The following is a 22,554-nucleotide window of genomic DNA, read 5'->3' as shown; positions in this document are numbered from 1 at the left end:
TACTAACGAGATTCAGTTCTTGTCTATCAGCAACGATACTTTGTATTTGAGCGATGGTAATGACGTTTACTTAGGTGCGATTAGTTCAGATTTAGACCAAGACTCTACCAATGAGTGGAACACGGCTTTTGAGATAATCAATGATAGTTTATTCATTACTGATGCCGGTGGTTCATTTGGTGTACCATTAGATAGCATTATGGCTAGTGATAATGACCAAGACTCTACCAATGAGTGGAACACGGCTTTTGAGATAATCAATGACAGTTTATTCATTACTGATGCTGGCGGTTCGTTTGGTGTGCCATTAGATAGCATTATGGCTAGTGATAACGACCAAGACTCTACCAATGAGTGGAACACGGCTTTTGAGATAATCAATGACAGTTTATTCATTACCGATGCTGGAGGTTCATTTGGTGTGCCACTAGATAGTATTATGGCTAGTGATAATGACCAAGACTCTACCAACGAGTGGAACACGGCTTTTGAGATAATCAACGACAGTTTATTCATTACCGATGCTGGTGGTTCATTTGGTGTACCATTAGATAGTATTGTCAACGAACCATGGAATACGGTAGGTACAACAGAAGGTCATACTACTAATACTGGAGATATGTATTATATGGGTAATCTTGCAGTTGGACAGAATACCACTACGGCAGGTAAGGTAGCTACCTTTGCTGGTGATGTGGACGTTCAGGGTGTACTTGACCCAACAAAATTAGTATTCTCTAATTCGGCTGGTACGAATTCATCTTTTGTGCCTAGTACAGATGGTGCTTATGAAATAGAATTTACTGAGGGTATGGATTTATCCTTCAAATCTGATGCTACAGATAGCATTTTACATTTAGAAAATGCTGGAAATATAGGTGTAGGAACAGCTAGTCCTCAAGCCAAATTACATATTGCTGGTAATGTTAGAATAGACGACGCACCTGTAGCTTCTACTTCGGATAGTGTTATGATGCTAGATCCTAACGGATATATCAAGCAAATTGCTTCAACTTCTTTAATCATAACAGAAAGTGATGGTGACTCTACTAATGAGATACAAAGTTTAAGTATTGCTAACGATAGCTTATTCTTGACCGATGGTGGAGCAGTAGATTTATCCCCATACCTTGAAGATACGCTTAATGAGTTACAAACCTTGAGTTTGGTGAACGATACGCTAACTTTAAGTAATGGTAATTCGGTAGTCTTATCGCCTTTGGCTATTTCTGAGGTTGATGGCGATACAGCTAACGAGCTACAAACTATAGATATGTTCTCTTTATCTGGAAACACAGTATTCTTATCATTAGAAAATGATGGTGAAGCACCAAAGCAACTGGATTTAAGTGTTTTACAAGATGGAACAGGTACAGATGATCAATTATTATCTCTTTCTGGCAATACACTAACACTAGAAGATGGAGGTTCGGTAGATTTATCTACTATTTCGGCAACCGAGATTGACGGCGATACTATGAACGAGTTAAACACTGGCTTTTATGTAGCAAGTGGCAATTTGAATATTACAGACGCGGGAGGTACAAAAAGTGTAGCATTATCATCTTTACAGGATGGTACAGGTACAGATGACCAAAATATCAGTGGCTCTTATTTATTTGGAAATCAGTTGATTATAGGAATTGAAGGTGGTTTGTCAGATACTGTTGATTTAACAGCTTTAAATAGTGCTGAAGTAGATGGTGACACCTTAAACGAAATACAAGATATTGATGTCCTGAATCTGACAGGTACCACTTTAGAAATTTCACTTTCTGAAAAAGCGACTTCGCACAGTGTAAATCTAGCAGCACTGCAAGATGGTACAGGTACGGATACACAAGATTTATCACTTATAGGCAATATCCTTTACCTAACCGATGGGGGTAATGTGGATTTATCGACTGTGACAACTAATGAGGTGGACGGCGATACACTAAACGAGATACAAACCATAGACCAATTATCTTTGGTGGGCTCTACACTTTATTTATCTTTAGAAAATGACGACCAAACACCAAGCACCTTAGATTTATCGTCTTTACAAGATGGTACAGGTACAGATGACCAACAGTTGACATTAGAAGGGACTAACCTTTCTATTGAAGATGGAAACACAGTTGACCTTTCATCTTTGCAAGACGGCACGGGCACGGATGACCAGACGGTAGATGCTTTTGCTCTTTCTGGCACAACATTAAGTTTATCTATAGAAGGCGATGGTGTAGCACCTAATACGGTAGATTTATCGTCTTTACAAGATGGTACAGGAACGGATACTCAAGATTTATCACTTATTGGCAATACGCTTTACTTAACAGATGGCGGTAATGTGGATTTATCAACAATTACGACTAACGAAGTGGATGGGGATGTGACCAATGAGATACAAACCGTTGATGCTTTTGCTTTATCTGGAACGACTTTGAATATATCTTTATCGAGTGATGGTGTAGCACCAAGTACAGTAGATTTATCGTCTTTACAAGATGGTACAGGAACAGACGACCAACAATTAACTTTTGCTGGAACAAACCTTACTATTGAAGATGGAAACACAGTTGACCTTTCATCTTTACAAGATGGTACAGGGACGGATGACCAGACGGTAGATGCTTTTGCTCTTTCTGGCACAACATTAAGTTTATCTTTAGAAGGCGATGGTGTAGTACCAAATACGGTAGATTTATCCTCTTTACAAGATGGAACAGGTACGGACAACCAACAATTAACTTTGATTGGAACAAACTTGACTATTGAAGATGGTAATACCATAGATTTAGCAACTATTACAACAGAAGTCGATGGCGATGTGACCAATGAGATACAAACCGTTGATGCTTTCGCTTTATCTGGAACGACTTTGAATATATCTTTATCGAGTGATGGTGTAGCGCCAAGTACAGTAGATTTGTCGTCTTTGCAAGATGGTACAGGTACGGATACACAGGATTTATCACTTATTGGTAATACCCTTTACCTAACCGATGGGGGTAATGTCGATTTATCAACGATAACCACAAATGAGATTGATGGCGATGTGACCAATGAGATACAAACCGTTGATGTCTTTAATTTATCTGGTACAACTTTAAGTATTTCTTTAGAGAATGATGGTATTGCACCAAGTACGGTAGATTTATCGTCTTTACAAGATGGTACAGGTACAGACAACCAACAGTTAACGCTCTTAGGTACAGACTTATCCATTGAAGACGGAAACACAGTTGACCTTTCATCTTTACAAGATGGCACAGGGACGGACGATCAAACGGTAGATGCTTTTGCTCTTTCTGGCACAACATTAAGTTTATCTTTAGAAGGCGATGGTGTAGCACCAAATACGGTAGATTTATCGTCTTTACAAGATGGAACAGGTACAGACGACCAACAATTAACTTTGATTGGAACAAACTTGACTATTGAAGATGGTAACACTGTAGATTTAGCAACTATTACAACAGAAGTCGATGGCGATGTGACCAATGAGATACAAACCGTTGACGCTTTTGCTCTTTCTGGCACAACATTAAGTTTATCTTTAGAAGGCGATGGTGTTGCACCAAGTACAGTAGATTTATCGTCTTTACAAGATGGTACAGGAACAGACGACCAACAATTAACTTTGATTGGAACAAACTTGACTATTGAAGATGGTAATACCGTAGATTTAGCAACTTTAACGACAGAAGTGGATGGCGATGTGACTAACGAGATACAAACGGTAGATGCTTTTGCTTTATCGGGAACAACTTTGAATTTATCTTTATCGAGTGATGGTGTTGCACCAAGTACAGTAGATTTATCGTCTTTACAAGATGGAATAGGTACAGACGACCAACAATTAACTTTGATTGGAACAAACTTGACTATTGAAGATGGTAATACCGTAGATTTAGCAACTATTACAACAGAAGTGGATGGCGATACCTTAAACGAGATACAAACCGTAGATGCTTTCAGTTTATCAGGAACAACTTTGAGTATTTCATTAGAGGACGATGGTGTAGCACCAAGTACAGTAGATTTATCGTCTTTACAAGACGGTACAGGTACGGATACCCAAGATTTATCGCTTATTGGCAATACCCTTTACCTAACGGATGGAGGTAATGTGGACTTATCGACTATTACCACAAATGAGATAGATGGCGATACTATGAATGAGTTAAACACTGGATTTAATGTCAGTGGTGGTAATCTGAACATTATTGATGCAGGAGGCACAAAAAGTATAGCATTAACCGCTTTACAAGACGGTACTGGTACTGACGATCAAAATATCAGTGGTTCTTTCTTGTCAGGTACGAATTTAACCATAGGTATTGAAGGTGGTACTTCAGAAACTATTGACTTATCTTCATTAGCAACTGAAGTGGATGGCGATGTGACTAACGAGATACAAACCGTAGATGCCTTCAGTTTGTCAGGAACAACTTTGAGTATTTCTTTAGAAAATGATAATGTCTTACCGAGTTCAGTGGATTTATCTTCTTTACAAGATGGCACAGGAACAGATAACCAACAATTAACTTTGATTGGAACAAACTTGACTATTGAAGATGGTAATACCGTAGATTTAGCAACTATTACAACAGAAGTGGATGGCGATGTGACTAACGAGATACAAACCGTAGATGCCTTTAGTTTGTCAGGAACAACTTTGAGTATTTCTTTAGAAAATGATAATGTCTTACCGAGTTCAGTGGATTTATCTTCTTTACAAGATGGTACAGGTACGGATACCCAAGATTTATCGCTTATTGGCAATACTCTTTACTTGACGGACGGTGGTAATGTGGATTTATCTACTATTACAACTAACGAAGTGGACGGCGATGTGACCAATGAGATACAAACCGTTGACGCTTTTGCTCTTTCTGGCACAACATTGAGTTTATCTTTATCGAGTGATGGTGTTGCACCAAGTACGGTAGATTTATCGTCTTTACAAGATGGTACAGGAACAGACGACCAACAATTAACTTTTGCTGGAACAAACCTAACTATTGAAGGTGGTAACACTGTAGATTTATCTCCCTTACAAGATGGAACGGGTACTGATGACCAAACAGTTGATGCCTTTACACTTTCTGGCACTACTTTGAATTTATCTTTAGAAAACGATGGTGTAGCACCGAATACGGTAGATTTATCTTCTTTACAAGATGGTACAGGCACAGACGACCAAACTATTTATATTGATGGAGACAGTTTACGTATTGAAGATGGTAATGCAGTAGCTTTATCTTCTTTAGGTACTGATGATCAGACTATAGATGTACTGACTTTAGTAGGCGATACTATGTTGAATATTTCTTTAGAAGATGATGGTGTAGCCAATCAGACCTTAGATTTGAGCCCATTAAAAGATGCCGATGGTGATGCTTGGGCAGTTGATGGTGAGGATACTACTAATTTGGCTCGTAGAGCTGGTGATGTTCAAGTTGTTGGTGAGGATGTTACACCTACTGGTACTGTTCAAGAGATTGTAACTAACTACGAGGCTTTTAACAATGCAAACTTTGCGTATTATAATGCTGCAATTGGGGTAGATGGTACAGCTTATGGTAGTAATGCTTCCTTGTTCAATAATGCTACTGAGACTGGGATATGGTCTTTTCATTCCGATCGTACTACAGCTGGTCAAGATTGGGGCTTTGGCTATACTTTCGGAACGAGCTATTACATTACTTCAGTCCGTATTCAAGCTCAATCGTCTGGTACAGGTACTTGGAATTTACGAACTGGAGGTGGTGAGTTTAGGTTATACAATGGGGGTACTTTAGTTTATACCAGTTCTACCATAGCGGCAGCTTCTGGCCCATCGGCTTGGACTACTGCGGTAGTACCTAATATTGTAGCTGATGAAGTGCGTTATATTTTCCCTAATGGGGCTAACACTTCTAGAGGCGATGATATTTTCAATGCTTGTGAGTTTGAGATAGTTGGTCAGACATTTACAACTGCTACTTCAACCTTAATTTTTGCGGATGTTTCTGAGAATAATTTTGGTGTGGGTACGGATTCTCCAGATACCAAATTACATGTGGAGGGTAATGCCAAAATTACAGCAATGGATGCTGGTGCTTCCACAGATGAAATAGTAGTTGTAGATAGTGACGGTTTATTGAAAAAAGTAAGTTCTTCCTCGGTTGGTAGTGACGACCAGACTATTAGTATAGATGGTGACAGTTTACGTATCGAAGATGGTAATGCAGTAGCTTTATCTGATTTAAGTTCAGGTAGTTGGGAATTAGGTGGTAATGCAGGTACAACAGCAGGAACTAATTTTGTAGGAACTACAGATGCTCAAGACTTAGTCTTCAAAACTAATAATGTAGAGGCAGCAAGATTTAAGTCAGGCGATCAGCGTTTATTATTTGCCAACCCTGGTGCTTTTGCTATTCCCGGTATTTCTTCTTCAGCAGTATTAGGAATAGATGGGACGACCCATTCTCGATTGAGAATCACGGCTGGTGATGACGAAAGTTATAACGATAGTAAAGGAGCGAGTATAGACTTACACGGAAACAATGCTACTGCCAATACTGGCGTATTAGACTTAGTAGCAGGTTCAGCGGCTAGTGGTACTAATGGGGCTATAAAATTCTGGACCAATACCGATGGAAGTACTCAACAGACTTCTGCTGTACTCACTGGAGCAGGTAATTTTGGAATTGGTGCTAATATTGTACCTAGTCAGCGATTGGATGTAGATGGTGGTGCTCGAGTAAGAAGTTTACCCTTAGGTGCTGCTACCGATTCAGTTGTTGTTGTGGACGCCACAGGTGTTCTGAAGAAAGTAGCACAAGGTTCGGCTACTCATACTATTCAAACGCTAACGTCTTCTGGTTCTGTGAATAGCGATACCGATGTTTTACTCGTCACTCCGGGTGCTAACATGACCGTTACTATACCAGCTATTGGTACTGGTGCGGGAGAATTCCCTGAAGGTTATGAATTGAAAATTAAGCGTACTTCGGCAGCAGGTAATAACATTACTTTATCGCCAACATCTAGTACTATTGATGGTCAAGCAACACGTACTCTAAACATAGGCTACCAGTCTATGACTTTAGTAGCTACTTCAAGTGGTTGGTTTATTATTGATTAGAAAAATGGAAAAGACATCTATTTTACATATTCAAGAAAAACTCATCGATATTAATCAGCAAAAAGTGCTGATAGACCGTGATGTAGCACATCTCTTTGGTGTAGAAACCAAACGCATTAATGAAGCAGTGAAAAATAATATCGATAAGTTTCCTTCAGATTATATCATTGTATTATCTGAAAGTGAATGGAACAATTTGCGGTCGAAATTTTCGACCGCAAATTATTCAAAAACAAGAGTGCCACCCAAAGCCTTTACTGAAAAGGGTCTGTATATGTTGGCAACGATTTTGAAAAGTAAACAGGCCACTCAGGCTACATTTCTAATCATCGAAACCTTTGCCAAGCTAAGAGCTTTACAGCAAATGGTGACATCAATTAGTTCAGCTACAGAAGAAAAAAAGAATAGTTTACTAAAGAAAAGCGGGGAACTTATGGCAGAGCTTATGGACGAAAGTTTACAAACCTTAGAGTCAGAAACGACTATTGAATTGAATTTTGCGGTTTTAAAACTCAAACACACCACTAAACGAAAGAAAGAAAACGAAATAGAAAAACAAGCTTAAACAAGAATAGATATTAAAATACTAAAGGTTATACTCTGGTATGACTCGACTCTGCTGAAGAGTCTAGAAGTTGTCAGTACAATCCAAGTGAGTGAAGAGCCTAGTTTGCAATAAAAATGGAAATACAGAATTATAAATTCCTTATTGTAAATCTTAGAAATACAAAAGTATTATTGGACTTTCATTTATCCAATTTGTATGAAGTTGAAACACGAGTTCTCAATCAAGCAGTTAAGCGTAATTTAGAGCGTTTCCCTGAAGATTTTATGTTTCAATTGAGTCAAGAAGAAGTTCAACACTTGATATCACAAAATGTGATATCAACTAAGCAACACGGAGGTCGAAGAAGAGCTCCCTATGCTTTTACTGAGCAAGGTGTAGCTATGTTGAGTTCAGTTTTACGTTCTACAAAAGCCATTAAGGTAAACATCTCTATAATGCGAACCTTTGTAGCTATGCGTAAACAGGGAATAAATTATGACGCTTTATTAGATAAAATTAAAAATTTAGAAGACACTACGGATTCTCGCTTTGAGGATGTTTTTCAAGCACTAGATTATTTAATTTCTGAGAAGATAAAAACAGACAAACAAAAGAATAGAAAAAGGATAGGTTTTGATATTGATTGATTTGCATAGGCACTTCACTTATTACGACTACGAAGTATGATTCGGCTACGCTGAAGAGTTTAGAGGATGTCGGTACAATCTAAGTAAGTGTAAAGCTTAAGAGCATTAGTAAAACTAATCAAGTCTTCTGCTTTTTCTTTTTAGCAGCAGGGAATAAGACGTTGTTTAAAATAAGTCTATAACCCGGTGAATTAGGGTGTAATTCTAGTTCAGTCTTTGGGTCACCAACTTTATGTTGATAGTCTTCAGGGTCGTGACCACCGTAAAATGTCCAAGTACCATTACCAAATTTACCGTGGATATACCTCGCTTCATTGACTGAGGAGGTTTCGCCCATTATCAGCACATCAGACTTGATGTATTCCTTTTTGAAAGCAGTAGTTTGCCCCATAAAACCTTTAATAACTTGCTCGTGGTTTTGGCACAACATCGTTGGTACAGGGTCCCATTTAGCAGAAAATTCGAATAAAGTAAAGAAATCCAAAGATTGGTTTAAGTTTCTAGTTCCTGTAGCATCTATGCTAGAGTACTCATATTTATTAGGATTATTAACTAGAGAAAAATCTTTAAAAGCAAAGGTGTTGTCGTAATTCAGTTTTTCTTGGGCTTGGGGGTCAGCACCATCGCCATCAAACATGTATTCGCATATATCTACATCTTTAGCCGCCAAAGCGATATCGTAAGTATCGGTAGCTGAGCACATGGCAAAGAGAAAACCACCACCAGCAGTAAACTCACGAATTTTTAGTGCAACTTCTAATTTGGCTTGAGAAACTTTTTGAAAGCCCATTTTTTGAGCAGAACGCTCAAAATCTTGTTTTTGTTTTCTGTACCATTCGGCATTTTTATAGGCCGCATAAAATTTTCCGTACTGACCAGTAAAGTCTTCATGGTGCAAGTGCAACCAGTCGTAAAGAGGGAGAGAGCCGCCAATCACTTCTTCGTCATATACCAAGTCGTAAGGGATTTCGGCATAAGACAGTGCAAGTGTTACGGCATCGTCCCAAGGCAATTTGCTTTTGGGTGAGTAAACGGCAATTTTGGGTACTTTTTCTAGTTTTACCACATCTTGATTGACTTCTGGACTAGATATTTCCCTTAGTATTTGGGTAGATTGTACATCGGCAATAATTTGATAAGAAACACCTCTTATTTTACACTCCTTTTCTATCAGTGATTGGTTTTTTATCAAAAAACTCCCCCCTCTGTAATTGAGTAGCCAATCCACTTCTTGCTGATTTTCTAACACCCAGTAGGCAATGCCATACGCTTTGAGGTGGTTAGTCTGTGTATCGTCCATAGGTATAAGTAGGTAGGACGCCCAAGCATTGAGTTGAAAGCAAAGCGTAAGAATTAAAACGAGATGCTTTTTCATTTTTAGAAAGGCGCTACATTATCGTCGTTCATACTCGAAGGTAGCACATCATCACCTTTAAAGCCAAAGGAGTCTAGGTCAGTGAATTTTGCCAGTTGAGGAATGAATCGAAGTTTGATGTTTTCTAGTGAGCCGTTACGGTGTTTGGCTACAATAATTTCCCCTTGTCCTTGGCAATCGGGGTCTTGTCCAGGTGTGGTGTCTGGCCATTCCGTAAAACCGTAATACTCGGGACGGTAGATGAAGCATACAATATCGGCATCTTGCTCAATAGCACCAGATTCCCTAAGGTCAGACAGCATAGGGCGTTTGTCACCACCACGAGTTTCAACCGCTCTACTCAATTGTGATAGGGCTATGATAGGCACATTCAATTCTTTAGCAATACTTTTTAGTGAACGAGATATGGTACTAATTTCTTGCTCTCTGTTGCCGCTCTTATTGGAGTTACCAGCGTGCATCAGTTGTAAGTAGTCAATGACCACTAGCTGAACACCGTGATTTTTGACTAGTCTTCTGCATTTTGCCCTAAGTTCAAAAATGGTAAGGGCGGGTGTATCATCAATAAATAAAGGAGCTTCTGAAAGTTGAGTAATTTGTTGGTTCAATTGTATCCATTCGTGATCTTCTAGATTTCCTTTTCTTAATTTTTGAGCAGGAATACCAGATTCACTGGCAATAAGTCTATTGACTAGCTGAACAGATGACATCTCTAATGAGAATACAGCCACTGGTATATTAAATTTAACGGCAGTATTTCGTGCCATCGATAATACGAAAGCAGTTTTTCCCATACCTGGACGAGCAGCTAGAATGACTAAATCTGATTTTTGCCAACCCGAAGTAACTCTATCCAATTCAGAGAAGCCAGAAGGAACACCGCTTAAGCCGTCTTCTTTATTTTTTATTTCCTCAATTTGATTTAGGGCTTGAAGAATAAGGGTACTCATTTTATCGTAGTTCTTACGAATATTACCCTCTGAAATTTCGTACAAACCTTGCTCGGCAGCATTTAGTAAATCAAAAACGTCAGAAGTATCGTCATAGGCATCTTTTATGGTTTGGCTAGAAATACGAATTAGCTCACGTTGTATAAATTTTTGAGCAATAATTCTAGCGTGTGTTTCAATATTGGCAGCGGAGGCGATACGTTCGGTTAGTTTAGTAACGAAAGAAGGACCACCAATTTCTTTGAGTTCGCCCTTTTTTTTGAGTTCTTCAACGATGGTTAGTATATCGACCTTTTTGGCTGAATTGAATAAATCTTCAATAGCAGAAAATATCTTCTGATGTTGGTATTTATAAAAACTCTCAGGCTTAAGTAATTCTATAGCGTTGGATAGGGCATCGTTATCTATCATTAATGCTCCCAAAACCGCTTCCTCTAAATCTAATGCCTGTGGTGGTAGTTTGCCGTCAATGGACTTGCTGACCATTGGCTTGATATTGTTTTTTTTATTTTTCTTATTCTCCTGCATATTTACTCCTTAAACGCTCCCATACTTCCGAACTTTTCTATTCTTTCTTGTATTCTATTTTCAGGACTCTTAGACTCTAATTCTTTGGTGATGTCTAAAATATTCTTTTTGATGCTATCGTACATATAATGAACATTTCTATGTGCGCCACCAGTTGGCTCATCTATTATGCCATCTATAAGTCCATTTTTTAGCATATCGTGGGCGGTTAATTTTAAGGCATTAGCAGCTTTTTCTTTATGATCCCAGCTTCTCCACAAAATGGAAGAGCAAGACTCGGGAGAAATAACGGAATACCACGTATTTTCTAACATTAACACTCTATCGCCAATACCAATTCCTAGTGCACCGCCAGAAGCACCTTCGCCAATGATGATGCAAATAACGGGAACTTTGAGTTGAATCATCTCTATGAGATTTCTAGCTATGGCTTCTCCTTGTCCTCTTTCCTCAGCTTCTAAGCCTGGGTATGCCCCTGGGGTGTCAATAAATGTAACTATAGGACGATTAAATTTTTCAGCCATTTTCATCAATCGAAGGGCTTTTCTATAACCTTCAGGATTGGCCATGCCAAAATTTCTGAGCTGACGCATTTTGGTATTTTTTCCTTTTTGCTGACCTATCAGCATAAATACTTTACCATCGATTTTTGCCCAGCCACCAATCATAGCTTTGTCGTCTTTCACCGTTCTATCGCCATGAAGTTCGATAAAATCGTCAGCAATTTCTTCTATATACTCTAGTGTGTAAGGGCGTTGTGGATGACGAGAAAGTTGTACCCTTTGCCATGCCGATAGGTTAGAATATATTTCGTTCTTTTTAGCTTCTAATTTTTTCTTTAAATCCGAAATAGTCTGTTTTACCTCTATTCCTTCTCTACCTAATTGTTCAGCTTGTTGAAGATTAAGCATTAAATCTTCAATTGGTTTTTCAAAATCCAAGTATTCAATCTCAGTCATTACTCTAGTCTATTTAGTAATTTTTAATAAATAAAAAGGAAATTCAAGTTTAGAAAAATTTATGTGATTACATTTGTATTTTGACAATTAAATTTATTAACAGTGCTATTTTTTCCTAATGCTAAAATAAATATAGGTCTAAACATCACTTCTAAAAGGGCTGATGGCTATCATAATTTAGAAAGCATTTTCTATCCTATATCGTGGCGTGATATCTTGGAAATCATACCTTCAAAGCAATTAAGTTTTGAGAGTACAGGACTGTCTATTCCAGGTCAAGACAATTTGTGTTTGAGGGCTTATGAGCTTATGAAAAGTCACTATGATATTGCTCCAGTTTCTATCCATTTACATAAAAATATTCCTATCGGCGCTGGTCTTGGTGGAGGTTCTTCTGATGCTGCTTTTACTCTAATGGCATTGAATACCATTTTTGAGTTGGGTTTAGAAAAAGATGAGCTTAAGAAAATGGCAGCTCAGTTAGGTGCTGATTGTCCTTTCTTTATTGACAATACACCCTCTTTAGCTAATGGGATAGGGGAGCTTTTAAATCCTACAGACTTAGATTTGTCTAATTATCATCTGTTAGTTGTTAAGCCAGATGTTTTTGTTTCTACAGCACAAGCCTTTTCTGCTATTGTGCCTCAAACACCTACATTATCTCTTGAAGAAGAAATAAAATTACCTATTGAAAAATGGAGGCTGAAAAATGACTTTGAGGATAGTATATTTCCGCAATACCCCGAGTTGTTGGATATAAAAAAATCACTAATTCAAGCAGGTGCTTTGTATGCCTCAATGAGTGGTAGTGGTTCGTCTATTTATGGTATCTTCTCTGAAAAGCCTCAATTGGAATTTGACAATTACCAACTTTTTCATCAAGTATTATAGCCTCTTAAATGCTGATTTTTTTTCTCGAGAAGCCTATCTTATGTCAAAAAGGTGTTATTTCATTATAATTTTTATACATTTGCAGCCCTTTTGCGACTAGAAGAGGTAAAAAAGGTATTTTTTAAGTTAAATAATCTTTCACATAAAGTTCGCATTACCTCTAGCTGAAATGTGAAATACAAATTGGACATACATTATGTCAGAAGAAAAAAAACCAGTAGCCAAAAAAACGACTACCAAAAAAACAACTGCTAAAAAGGTTATGGAAGAAGTAGTTGAAGAAACTCCAAAAGTAGAAGAAGTAACTGAAACAACAGCAGTAGAAGAAGTAGCTGAAACAGTCGCTGATGAAACTCCACAAGTAGAAGAAGCTGAAGCACAAGCAGAAGAGGAAACTCCTGTTTCTGAAGAAAAAGCTCCAGCAAAAGTTGAGAGAATGACAAGCCCAGAAGAAGATAAAGATTTCGATTGGGAAATCTACGAAATGGGTAATGTAGAATATACTGATGACGTTAGAAAAGAACTTGAAAAAGATTACGAAACAGCACTAAGTACGATTGATTCAGAGCAAGTACTTGATGGTTCTGTAGTTTCTATTACAGATAGAGAAGTTATCGTAAACATTAACTACAAGTCTGACGGTATCATCTCAAGAAACGAATTCAGATACAACGAAGATTTAAAAGTTGGTGATACTGTTGAGGTTCTTGTAGAGAAAAAAGAAGATAAGAAAGGTCAGTTAATACTATCTCACAAAAAAGCTCGTGTATTACGTTCTTGGGAAAGAGTAAACGAGGCACACGATAATGATGTAATCCTTGAAGGATTTATTAAGTGCAGAACTAAAGGTGGTATGATTGTTGAGGTCTTAGGACTTGAAGCCTTCTTGCCAGGTTCTCAAATTGACATTAAGCCAATACGTGATTACGATGAGTACGTTGGTAAGAAAATGGAATTTAAAGTAGTTAAGATTAACCACGAATTCCGTAACGTAGTTGTATCTCACAAAGCACTTATAGAAGCTGACTTAGAAGAGCAAAAGAAAGAAATCATGTCTAAACTTGAAGTTGGACAAGTACTAGAAGGAATGGTTAAAAACATTACTTCTTATGGTGTGTTTGTTGACTTAGGAGGTATAGACGGATTAATCCATATTACGGATTTATCATGGGGTAGAGTAAATCACCCAGATGAAATCGTAGAGCTAGATTCTAGAATTAACGTTGTTATCCTTGAATTTGATGACGACAAGAAAAGAATTCAGTTAGGGTTAAAGCAATTAGCAGCTCACCCTTGGGATGCTCTTGACGAAAAAGTTGCTGTTGGTGACAAAATCAAAGGTAAAGTTGTTGTTGTTGCTGATTACGGTGCTTTTGTTGAAGTACAAACGGGTATTGAAGCCTTGGTTCACGTTTCAGAAATGTCGTGGTCTACTCACCTAAGAAGTGCTAGTGACTTCTTGAAAGTAGGACAAGAGATAGAGGCACAAGTATTGACTCTTGATAGAGAGGAAAGAAAAATGTCTCTTGGAATGAAGCAGTTACAACCAGACCCTTGGGCAGAAATCGCTAAGAAATTCCCAACAGGAAGTACTCAAAAAGTAACAGTAAGAAACTTCACTAACTTCGGTATTTTCGTAGAGTTAGAAGAAGGTGTTGACGGTCTAATCCATATCTCAGATTTATCTTGGGAAAAGAAAATTAAGCATCCGTCAGACTTTACTAAGGTTGGTGAAGTTATCGAAGCTCAAGTTCTTGAATTGGACTTAGAAGCAAGAAAGTTAAGTCTTGGTGTAAAACAATTGTCTGACAATCCATGGGATGGATACGAGAGTGTATTCAACGAAGGTTCTGAGCACGAAGGTGAAGTGAAAGATATCACTAAAAATGGTGCTAGCATTATCCTTACTCACGGCGTTGAGGCATTTGCTCCTAAAAGACACCTTGCTAAAGAAGATGACTCTAAGGTAGCAGTAGGTGAAAAACTGACCTTCCGTGTACTTGAATTCCACAAAGATTCTCAGAAAATCATTGTTTCACATACTGTGATTTTCAAAGAAGTAAAGATGGAAGAAGCTAAAAATACGAAGAAAAACGTCGTTAAAGTTCAGCAATCTCAACAGAAAAGTACTCTAGGAGATATGGACGAGCTAATAGCTTTAAAAGAGAGCATGGAAAAAGATACTACTAAAAAGAAGAAGTAATCTTCCTATAATTATTAAGAAAGGCCCTATTTTCATAGGGTCTTTTTTTATGCCATAGAATGAATAAATAATTTATATTTGCTTTTTGAAATGAGCAAGCCCAAAAGCATACTCGATAACCAACAAATTCAAATCATAATCAACCGATTATGTCAACAGTTGGTTGAAAATCATGACGATTTTTCTAACACTATTTTGATTGGACTCCAACCTAGGGGCGTACAGCTTTGTCAGCGTATCAAAACCTGTTTAGAGTCCATAAATTCTAAGTTTGAACTGCAAATAGGTAGTCTCGATATCACTTTCTACAGAGATGACTTCAGAAGGAGAGAAGGTCCCCTTGTTGCTAGTAGTACCTTTTTAGATGTTTCTTTGGAAGGTAAGAAGGTTGTGGTGATAGATGATGTATTATATACTGGTCGTTCTGTTAGAGCATCTTTAGACGCTTTATTGGATTATGGACGTCCTTTATCCATCGAATTGCTAGTACTTATCGATAGACGATTGAGTCGTCATGTACCCATACAACCCGATTATGTAGGGTGTACAATTGATGTAGTTGCTGACGAAAGGGTATCTGTGGAATGGGGAGATAACGAACGTGTAATTTTAAAAAGTGAATGAGTACTTTAAGTGTCAAACATCTTTTAGGAATTAAAAATCTTCAAAAAGAAGATATAGACCTTATTTTCAAAACTGCAGATAATTTCAAAGAAGTTATCAATCGACCAATACGAAAGGTTCCATCTTTACGAGATATCACTATTGCTAATTTGTTTTTTGAAAATTCTACACGAACAAGATTGTCTTTTGAGTTAGCCGAAAAACGTCTATCAGCAGATACACTTAATTTTTCGGCTGCATCGTCATCGGTTAAAAAAGGAGAAACGCTAATTGATACTGTTAATAATATTTTAGCCATGAAAGTAGATATGATAGTTATGCGTCACCCTGATGCAGGTGCTTCTACCTTCTTAGCTAATCATATAGATGTGCCAATAGTCAATGCTGGAGATGGTGCTCATGAACATCCTACTCAAGCACTTTTAGATGCTTATTCTATACGAGAAAAGTACGGTGATGTAAACGGTAAAAAAGTGGTTATTGTTGGGGACATTCTTCACTCTCGTGTAGCATTGTCAAACATATTTTGTCTAAAAATGTTAGGTGCTGAAGTTAAAGTATGTGGCCCTTCAACCCTTATGCCAAAGTATATAGAGTCATTGGGAGTTGCTTACGAACCAGATTTAATGACTGCTTTAGAATGGTGTGATGTTGCTAATATGTTACGTATTCAATTGGAACGTCAAGACACAAAGTTCTTTCCATCTCTAAAGGAATATAGTATGATGTATGGATTGAATAAAGAACGTCTTGACTCTCTATCTAAGCACATTACCGTTATGCATCCTGGTCCTATAAATAGAGGTGTAGAAATAACTTCCGATGTAGCAGATTCTAAACAAGCCATTATTCTACACCAAGTAGAAAATGGTGTAGCTATACGTATGGCTGTTTTGTATTTGTTAGCCAATAGCATTAAAAAATAAGATGTCATACCGTCACCATATTCAGAAAAACTGCTTGATAATTCAGTTGTCAGAGATTGAGGATGATATGACTTTTATCAACTCACTTTTTAGTCAAGACTGTAAACACCTTATATTAGACCTCACAGAAGTTTCAAATCTAAATACCGAACATTTAACAAAGTTTACTACATTTGGTAAAAATCTTGTTCAAACTAATTCGTTCGTTATGATTTCAAATCAATTTTTGCACGATGAATTCTTAGTAGTGCCAACACTGCAAGAAGCTTTTGACATTATTGAAATGGAAGATATTGAACGCTCACTTAACATCTAGTATATTATGAAGAAAAGTTTACTAATTACACTATTATTTACATCAAGTTTAACTGTCCTTGCACAACAAAGCCCTTGTGTGCCTGATGCCTCTTTGCAGGATTCAACCTTTGGATTATGGCCTGATACCATTCAAAACCTACCAATTGCACAGTTAGACACCTATTATGAAGAGCACATACAAATCAAAACACCAGCAACAGTTGGTGAAGTAATGGGTGACCCTTATGAAATTGATGTTTTGGGTTTTCCTGTAAATATTGCACCACTAGAAATCGATAGTATTAAATTAGTTGGTGTTACTGGACTACCCTCCTCAATGTCCACTTATCTTTCTAATTCAGACTCTGTTTTTATGGGTAATGATATTGCTTGTGTAACCTTATTTGGCACACCTGGTGAAGATGAATTAGGTACTCATGAATTGAGTTTAATCATTGACGGTTGGATTAATGTCTCTGTTATTGGAACAGTATCTTTGTATGAGCAGTTGGGTGACTATGAAAACATTGACGGATATAGATTAGTTGTTGAGTCTGAAATGGTTTCTATTAATGAAAATGATAAGGTATCGTTTTCTGTATCTCAAAACTCACCCAATCCATTTTCTAACAGAACTAGCATAGAATTTAACTCTACTAGCGAAGGAGAATACCTTTTTTCTGTTGTCAATTTATTAGGTGAAGTACAAGACCATAGAATAATAAATGCTAATTACGGTAGCAATAAAATAGATGTTGATGCTTCGGCTTTATCTTCTGGTATTTATTTTTACACTTTGAGTAACGCTCAGGGAATGATAACTAAAAAAATGATAATCAATAAGAATTAATGTCATTTGAATTAACAATATTAGGCTGTAATTCAGCTATCCCTACAATCCATAGAAAACCTACCGCTCAGTTGCTGAACGTAGCTGAGCGTTTTTTTTTAATCGACTGTGGTGAAGGTACTCAACTACAATTGAGGAAATACAAAATAAGAATGCAAAGCATTCAACATATTTTTATTTCTCACCTTCACGGGGATCACTACTTTGGTCTAATAGGGTTTATTTCTACTATGCATTTATTAGGTCGTGAGAAAGAATTGAATATTTATGCTCCTGCTGAGCTTAAAGAAATAATTTATATTCAATTGGCGGCATCTAAAACAGAATTACGTTTTCCTTTATTTTTTCATGAATTTGGTTTTGACGAACCAGAATTGTTAATGGAAAGTAACGACCTAACTGTTCATACTATTCCACTTTCCCATTCTTTACCCTGTTGTGGTTTTCTATTTCAAGAAAAGACTAAACCTAGACGAATGAGAAAAGAAAAAATAGAAGAATACACTATTCCTCTTGAGGCCGTTCCTGCTATTAAAGCTGGAGGAGATTACTTACTTGCTGATGGTACCGTAGTTCCTCATAAAGAGTTGACGCGAGGTGCTCAATTATCTCGTTCTTTTGCTTTTTGTAGTGACACTTCCTATCACGAAGCAATCATACCACAGATAAAAGGTGTAGATATGCTTTATCACGAAGCGACTTTTTTAGATGAATTGAAAGAAAGAGCAAGACAAACCATGCACTCTACAGCCAAAGAAGCAGCAACTATTGCCTCTAAGGCTCAAGTTGGCAAACTCATTATAGGTCATTATTCTCAAAGGTATTTTGATTTAAGCCCCTTGTTAGATGAGGCACAAGCTGTTTTTCCAGATACCTATTTAGCTATAGAAGGTGAAAAGTTTGAATTAAAACGTGAATATGATTCTGATAGCTGATAGTGGTAGTAGCACAACAGAATGGCGTTTGTTAGATGGTGAAAGTATTTCACAGCATCAGTGTATAGGATTGAATCCCTACATCGTTGATGAGCATATTATTAGAGATACATTATCACAATTAGATGTTCCTTTTGATAAGATTACAGTACTTCATTTTTATGGTGCTGGTTGTGGTTCTTCCGAAAAATCTGAAAAGATGCATACTGTATTGCAATCTGTTTTTAGTTGTGCTGATGTTATGGTTTATTCTGATTTATTGGCGGCTGCCCGTTCCTTGTTGCAAAAAAACGAAGGGGTAATAGGTATTTTAGGAACAGGTTCTAATGTGGCTATGTATAATGGAGATACTGTTTTGCCTTTTTCTACTAGTATGGGGTATATTCTTGGAGATGAAGGAAGTGGTAATGCTTTAGGGAAACGTTTATTAAAGGCTTATTTAGGCGATAAATTGGATAAGGCTTTAATTCTTAAAATAGGATTAGATAAAGCAACAATTTTAAATGATTTATATTCTCATTCTTTTCCTAATCGTTACTTGGCATCTTTTGCTAAGCTAATGTTTAGAAATAGAACACACCCTCAAATAGCTCAAATGATTAAACAAAGCTTTGACGAATGGGTTGAAGTATGCTTATTGCCTCATAATATCACATCCTTGTCGTTATGTGGTTCTGTTGCTTTTTATTTTCATACTGAGATAAAAAGAAGTTGTGAAAATTTTAATATTTCGGTTACTTCTATTCTAGAAAAACCCATAGCAGCTTTGGCATTATTTCATAAAGCTAATCAATGATAAAAATACTATCTTTGTCGAATATGAAAAAGCTCGTTTTATTAATAGCAATACTTCCATTTGGGCTTTTATATGCTCAAAATACAATGGTACTTACTTTTAATCAGGACAACTTAGTACCAAGTACAAATACCTTTAAATGCGAAGGTTCATTTACTTATTTTACAATTAATACCAATCCTGTTGATACTGCTTACTCTGTTACACTAATTAAAGATGGTATAATTTTAGAAGAAGGCAATTATTCATCGATTAATAGTCAATCACCTGGTTTTTTAGCATTAGATTCATTAATTTATGCAGGTTTTTATGAGTTGACAGTTGTTTCTTTAAGTAATAATATTACTTTTTCAGATACCTTCTCTTTTCAAGACCCAACACCCTTGTATTTTGATTACACTACTGACAACCCACAATCTTGTATCCCCTTTGGAAACATTTATATAAATAACATTAGTGGAGGAACTGCACCCTATAGTTTAGGTAAAGTAAATGCACTTGGAGAATTTGAGCCTACTTATTTTCAAAATTCTAACGATACAAGTTATAGCATACAAGATTTAAATGCGGGTTATTATTCTGTTTCTTTACAGGACTCGTACGGCTGTGTATTTACAGTAGGGAGTGATAATCCAATAGAAATAGTACAAGGCCCTGACCCTTTAAATATCATTTCAAGTTCACAAGAAGACTCTTTTCGTGTATGTGTTCAAGGTGGCGTTTTGCCAATAAGTTTTGTTCTTAATGAGGATACCGTTGTTACTAACGAATCTTGTGTATCTTATGCACTATGTGCTGGGGATTATGAGCTCATTGTCTTTGATGCCACAGCAGATACTATGTGTTTAGATACTTTAGAGTTTACTATTGATGAAATAGATGGCTTTATAGAACAGGAAACCTCTACAATGAAAGTGGAATCTGGCGGAGTTCGACCATTCAGTTATTCTTGGACTTTGAACGGAGATATTCAAGGCAATCAAACGGATTCCGTTTATGAGGGAGGCTTATGTCCTGGCTCGTATACTTGTACTATTATTGATCAGGCTTATTGTTCATCTTCATTTGATTTGACTATCAATGAAATAGAATCTAATCTAATAGAAGAAATCGACTGTTTTGACCAAGATTTTTCTTCCCTAGAAACTTCCGTAAGTGGAGGAACCTCTCCCTACGAATATTTATGGAATACTAATGAAACAACATCTAGTATTAGCGGTCTTAGTCCCCAAACTTATCAGTTGACTATTACGGATAATAACGGCTGTCAATTGATTGAAGAAATTGAAGTTCCTGTTGTTTTAGACAGTTGTTTGTTTAATGCTTTTAGTCCAAATGGGGATAATATCAATGATACTTGGGTAGTTAATCCTTCATTCTTATACGAAAATACAGAAGTAATCATCTACAACAGGTGGGGTGCTAAGGTTTATCAATCTTTAGGCTACAAACAGGCTTGGGACGGAAAAAATTCCTCAGGTTTCTTTGTCAAAGAGGGCGTTTATTTTTATTCGATAATTCTTAAAAATGGACACGATAACATCAAAGGTACGGTATCTGTCTTTTATTGATTTTCTAGCCAGTTGATGGGATAGCGTTTAAGCCAAGTCATTTGTCTTTTAGCGTACCTTCTAGAGTTTTGTTTGATAAGTTCTATGGCTCTATCTAGAGAGATGTCATTATTTAAATATTGAAATAGTTCGGAATAGCCCACGGTTTTTAGTGCATTCAAATCTTGGAATTTAATCAAACTTTCCACTTCTTGTAACAAGCCTTTTTCCATCATTAAATCTACTCTATCATTTATTCTTTGGTAGAGTTTTTCTCTATCCATTTTTATAGAAATGTATTCAACTTCAAATGGTCGTATCTTATTTTGTTTGTTCTTAAAACTGCTGAATGTTTGGCTACTTTGTTTACATACTTCCAAACATCTAAGTAGTCTTTGATGGTTATTCACATCTGAACTAGCATAAAAAATGGGGTCGATTTTTTTTACTTCATCTTGTAGCCATTGTAGACCATAATCCTCAAACTTTTGTCTCAGCTCTTTTCTAAGATTTTCGTCAATATCTGGAAAAGTATCCAAGCCATTACAAACGGCATCAATATACAATCCAGAACCGCCTACCATTATCAAAGTGTTATGAGGTTTAAAAAGTTGTTCAATTTTAGATATAGCTTCTTTTTCGAACAGTCCTACATTGTAGTTGTCGTGAATACTTTTATGTTGAATGAAATGATGATTTACGGCATCTAATTCTTCTTGTTCAGGTACCGCAGTACCTATTTTCATTTCTTTGAAGAATTGCCTTGAGTCAGCCGAAATAATTTCGGTATTGTGCTGTAAAGCTAATTGGATGGCTAGACTAGTCTTGCCAACAGCCGTAGGACCATAAATTACTAAGAGTTTCTTAGTAGTCATCATAGTTTTCGAACTCATTAAATTCGTCTAGCGTATCGTCATAAACATCTTCGTCTTCAGACCAACTTTCCTCATCAGAAATGAACTGAACTGACGGTGCTTGGTCAGGCATCTTGCCAAATGATAGCAAGATTTCAGCTTCTTCAACTTCTTTGGTTTCGTCAATTTCTTCAACTTCAATCATGAATCGCCATAGCGTTAGGAAGTCATTAACATAGAGCAGTTTTTCTGTATTTTGAAATATATCGTTAACACTAATGTTTTGCATTTCTCTAGAATTAGGCTCCATAGCGATGAGTGGAATTTCCTCGCCTTGTTCCCATTCTTCATTAGTTAAATAAAAGGCAGCCATCTCTTCAGGCTTTAGTGCAAAAGCAGATACTATTACTTTATGTAAATCTTCTAGCGTATTTTCTGTGTTGATGAGAATCTCTCTAAATACATCGTCGTTGTGATCAAGAACAACATTTAATTTTACAGTCAT

The 22,554-nt window shown here is 36.9% G+C and carries 17 protein-coding genes; 12 read left to right on the top strand and 5 right to left on the bottom strand.

Annotated features, from left to right (window positions below; all coding sequences use genetic code 11):
* From ISP71_01875 to ISP71_01865, 3 genes are all read left to right on the top strand, one after another.
* A partial coding sequence (locus ISP71_01875) for a hypothetical protein (GenBank protein ID MBL6662826.1) occupies positions 1-7,117 on the top strand: 7,117 nt, incomplete at its 5' end.
* A gap of 4 nt (positions 7,118-7,121) precedes the next feature.
* A complete protein-coding gene (locus tag ISP71_01870) occupies positions 7,122-7,682 on the top strand; it encodes an ORF6N domain-containing protein (GenBank protein ID MBL6662825.1) in 561 nt (186 codons plus the stop codon).
* Between the two features lie 116 nt (positions 7,683-7,798).
* Positions 7,799-8,311, top strand: coding sequence for an ORF6N domain-containing protein (locus ISP71_01865; GenBank protein ID MBL6662824.1), 513 nt, complete (start codon positions 7,799-7,801; stop codon positions 8,309-8,311).
* 118 nt (positions 8,312-8,429) lie between these two features.
* On the opposite strand, the gene ISP71_01860 is transcribed toward ISP71_01865, so the two are convergent.
* Genes ISP71_01860 through ISP71_01850 form a run of 3 tightly spaced genes read right to left on the bottom strand, consistent with a single transcriptional unit; the run spans position 8,430 to position 12,123 of the window.
* Complete coding sequence (locus ISP71_01860) at positions 8,430-9,686, bottom strand: asparagine synthetase B (GenBank protein ID MBL6662823.1); 1,257 nt, start codon at positions 9,684-9,686, stop codon at positions 8,430-8,432.
* Between the two features lie 2 nt (positions 9,687-9,688).
* Complete coding sequence (dnaB, locus tag ISP71_01855) at positions 9,689-11,164, bottom strand: replicative DNA helicase (GenBank protein ID MBL6662822.1); 1,476 nt, start codon at positions 11,162-11,164, stop codon at positions 9,689-9,691.
* Between the two features lie 2 nt (positions 11,165-11,166).
* Entirely contained in the window at positions 11,167-12,123 is a 957-nt protein-coding gene (locus tag ISP71_01850) for an acetyl-CoA carboxylase carboxyltransferase subunit alpha (protein MBL6662821.1), read from the bottom strand.
* Positions 12,124-12,225: 102 nt separating this feature from the next.
* Here ISP71_01850 and ISP71_01845 point away from each other — a divergent pair, with 102 nt between their 5' ends.
* From ISP71_01845 to ISP71_01805, 9 genes are all read left to right on the top strand, one after another.
* A complete protein-coding gene (locus tag ISP71_01845) occupies positions 12,226-13,014 on the top strand; it encodes a 4-(cytidine 5'-diphospho)-2-C-methyl-D-erythritol kinase (protein MBL6662820.1) in 789 nt (262 codons plus the stop codon).
* Positions 13,015-13,276: 262 nt separating this feature from the next.
* Positions 13,277-15,217, top strand: a complete 1,941-nt coding sequence (gene rpsA / locus ISP71_01840) for a 30S ribosomal protein S1 (protein MBL6662819.1) — start codon at positions 13,277-13,279, stop codon at positions 15,215-15,217.
* A 90-nt stretch (positions 15,218-15,307) separates the two neighbouring features.
* Entirely contained in the window at positions 15,308-15,841 is a 534-nt protein-coding gene (pyrR, locus tag ISP71_01835) for a bifunctional pyr operon transcriptional regulator/uracil phosphoribosyltransferase PyrR (protein ID MBL6662818.1), read from the top strand.
* Positions 15,838-16,767 carry an aspartate carbamoyltransferase catalytic subunit gene (locus ISP71_01830; protein MBL6662817.1) on the top strand — a complete coding sequence of 310 codons (930 nt, stop codon included), beginning with the start codon at positions 15,838-15,840 and terminating at the stop codon, positions 16,765-16,767. Before pyrR ends, ISP71_01830 begins: the two co-directional genes overlap by 4 nt.
* A gap of 1 nt (position 16,768) precedes the next feature.
* Positions 16,769-17,083 (top strand): hypothetical protein, encoded by a 315-nt coding sequence (locus ISP71_01825; protein MBL6662816.1) that lies wholly within the window; start codon positions 16,769-16,771, stop codon positions 17,081-17,083.
* A 6-nt stretch (positions 17,084-17,089) separates the two neighbouring features.
* On the top strand, positions 17,090-17,914 hold the full coding sequence (locus tag ISP71_01820; GenBank protein MBL6662815.1) for a T9SS type A sorting domain-containing protein: 825 nt from the start codon (positions 17,090-17,092) through the stop codon (positions 17,912-17,914).
* Positions 17,914-18,849 carry a ribonuclease Z gene (locus ISP71_01815; GenBank protein ID MBL6662814.1) on the top strand — a complete coding sequence of 312 codons (936 nt, stop codon included), beginning with the start codon at positions 17,914-17,916 and terminating at the stop codon, positions 18,847-18,849. Before ISP71_01820 ends, ISP71_01815 begins: the two co-directional genes overlap by 1 nt.
* Positions 18,833-19,645: a hypothetical protein gene (locus ISP71_01810; GenBank protein ID MBL6662813.1), complete on the top strand. Its 813-nt coding sequence runs from the start codon at positions 18,833-18,835 to the stop codon at positions 19,643-19,645. The genes ISP71_01815 and ISP71_01810 overlap by 17 nt, the downstream gene beginning before the upstream one ends.
* Positions 19,646-19,668: 23 nt before the next feature.
* The gene (locus ISP71_01805) at positions 19,669-21,216 is read left to right on the top strand and encodes a gliding motility-associated C-terminal domain-containing protein (protein ID MBL6662812.1); all 1,548 of its coding nucleotides are present in this window, start codon (positions 19,669-19,671) and stop codon (positions 21,214-21,216) included.
* On the opposite strand, the gene miaA is transcribed toward ISP71_01805, so the two are convergent.
* Together miaA and ISP71_01795 are read right to left on the bottom strand one after the other, a co-directional pair.
* Positions 21,210-22,070 carry a tRNA (adenosine(37)-N6)-dimethylallyltransferase MiaA gene (gene miaA / locus ISP71_01800; protein ID MBL6662811.1) on the bottom strand — a complete coding sequence of 287 codons (861 nt, stop codon included), beginning with the start codon at positions 22,068-22,070 and terminating at the stop codon, positions 21,210-21,212. The genes ISP71_01805 and miaA overlap by 7 nt on opposite strands.
* Positions 22,060-22,554 carry a hypothetical protein gene (locus ISP71_01795; GenBank protein ID MBL6662810.1) on the bottom strand — a complete coding sequence of 165 codons (495 nt, stop codon included), beginning with the start codon at positions 22,552-22,554 and terminating at the stop codon, positions 22,060-22,062. The genes miaA and ISP71_01795 overlap by 11 nt, the downstream gene beginning before the upstream one ends.

The sequence above is a fragment of the Flavobacteriales bacterium genome (assembly GCA_016779995.1).
GTDB lineage: Bacteria > Bacteroidota > Bacteroidia > Flavobacteriales > UBA7312 > UBA8444.
The sequence above is the reverse complement of the archived record's forward strand: the minus strand, read 5'-3'. Positions and strand labels throughout refer to the sequence as shown.

Bases quoted from the DNA above. Each gene is read 5' to 3' on its own strand.
- ISP71_01820 (MBL6662815.1), top strand. From the start codon at position 17,090: ATGAAGAAAAGTTTACTAATTACACTATTATTTACATCAAGTTTAACT.
- ISP71_01865 (MBL6662824.1), top strand. From the start codon at position 7,799: ATGGAAATACAGAATTATAAATTCCTTATTGTAAATCTTAGAAATACA.
- ISP71_01870 (MBL6662825.1), top strand. From the start codon at position 7,122: ATGGAAAAGACATCTATTTTACATATTCAAGAAAAACTCATCGATATT.
- ISP71_01825 (MBL6662816.1), top strand. From the start codon at position 16,769: ATGTCATACCGTCACCATATTCAGAAAAACTGCTTGATAATTCAGTTG.
- miaA (MBL6662811.1), bottom strand. From the start codon at position 22,070: ATGACTACTAAGAAACTCTTAGTAATTTATGGTCCTACGGCTGTTGGC.
- ISP71_01860 (MBL6662823.1), bottom strand. From the start codon at position 9,686: ATGAAAAAGCATCTCGTTTTAATTCTTACGCTTTGCTTTCAACTCAAT.
- pyrR (MBL6662818.1), top strand. From the start codon at position 15,308: ATGAGCAAGCCCAAAAGCATACTCGATAACCAACAAATTCAAATCATA.
- ISP71_01830 (MBL6662817.1), top strand. From the start codon at position 15,838: ATGAGTACTTTAAGTGTCAAACATCTTTTAGGAATTAAAAATCTTCAA.
- ISP71_01815 (MBL6662814.1), top strand. From the start codon at position 17,914: ATGTCATTTGAATTAACAATATTAGGCTGTAATTCAGCTATCCCTACA.
- rpsA (MBL6662819.1), top strand. From the start codon at position 13,277: ATGGAAGAAGTAGTTGAAGAAACTCCAAAAGTAGAAGAAGTAACTGAA.
- ISP71_01850 (MBL6662821.1), bottom strand. From the start codon at position 12,123: ATGACTGAGATTGAATACTTGGATTTTGAAAAACCAATTGAAGATTTA.
- dnaB (MBL6662822.1), bottom strand. From the start codon at position 11,164: ATGCAGGAGAATAAGAAAAATAAAAAAAACAATATCAAGCCAATGGTC.
- ISP71_01795 (MBL6662810.1), bottom strand. From the start codon at position 22,554: ATGACTGTAAAATTAAATGTTGTTCTTGATCACAACGACGATGTATTT.
- ISP71_01805 (MBL6662812.1), top strand. From the start codon at position 19,669: ATGAAAAAGCTCGTTTTATTAATAGCAATACTTCCATTTGGGCTTTTA.
- ISP71_01810 (MBL6662813.1), top strand. From the start codon at position 18,833: ATGATTCTGATAGCTGATAGTGGTAGTAGCACAACAGAATGGCGTTTG.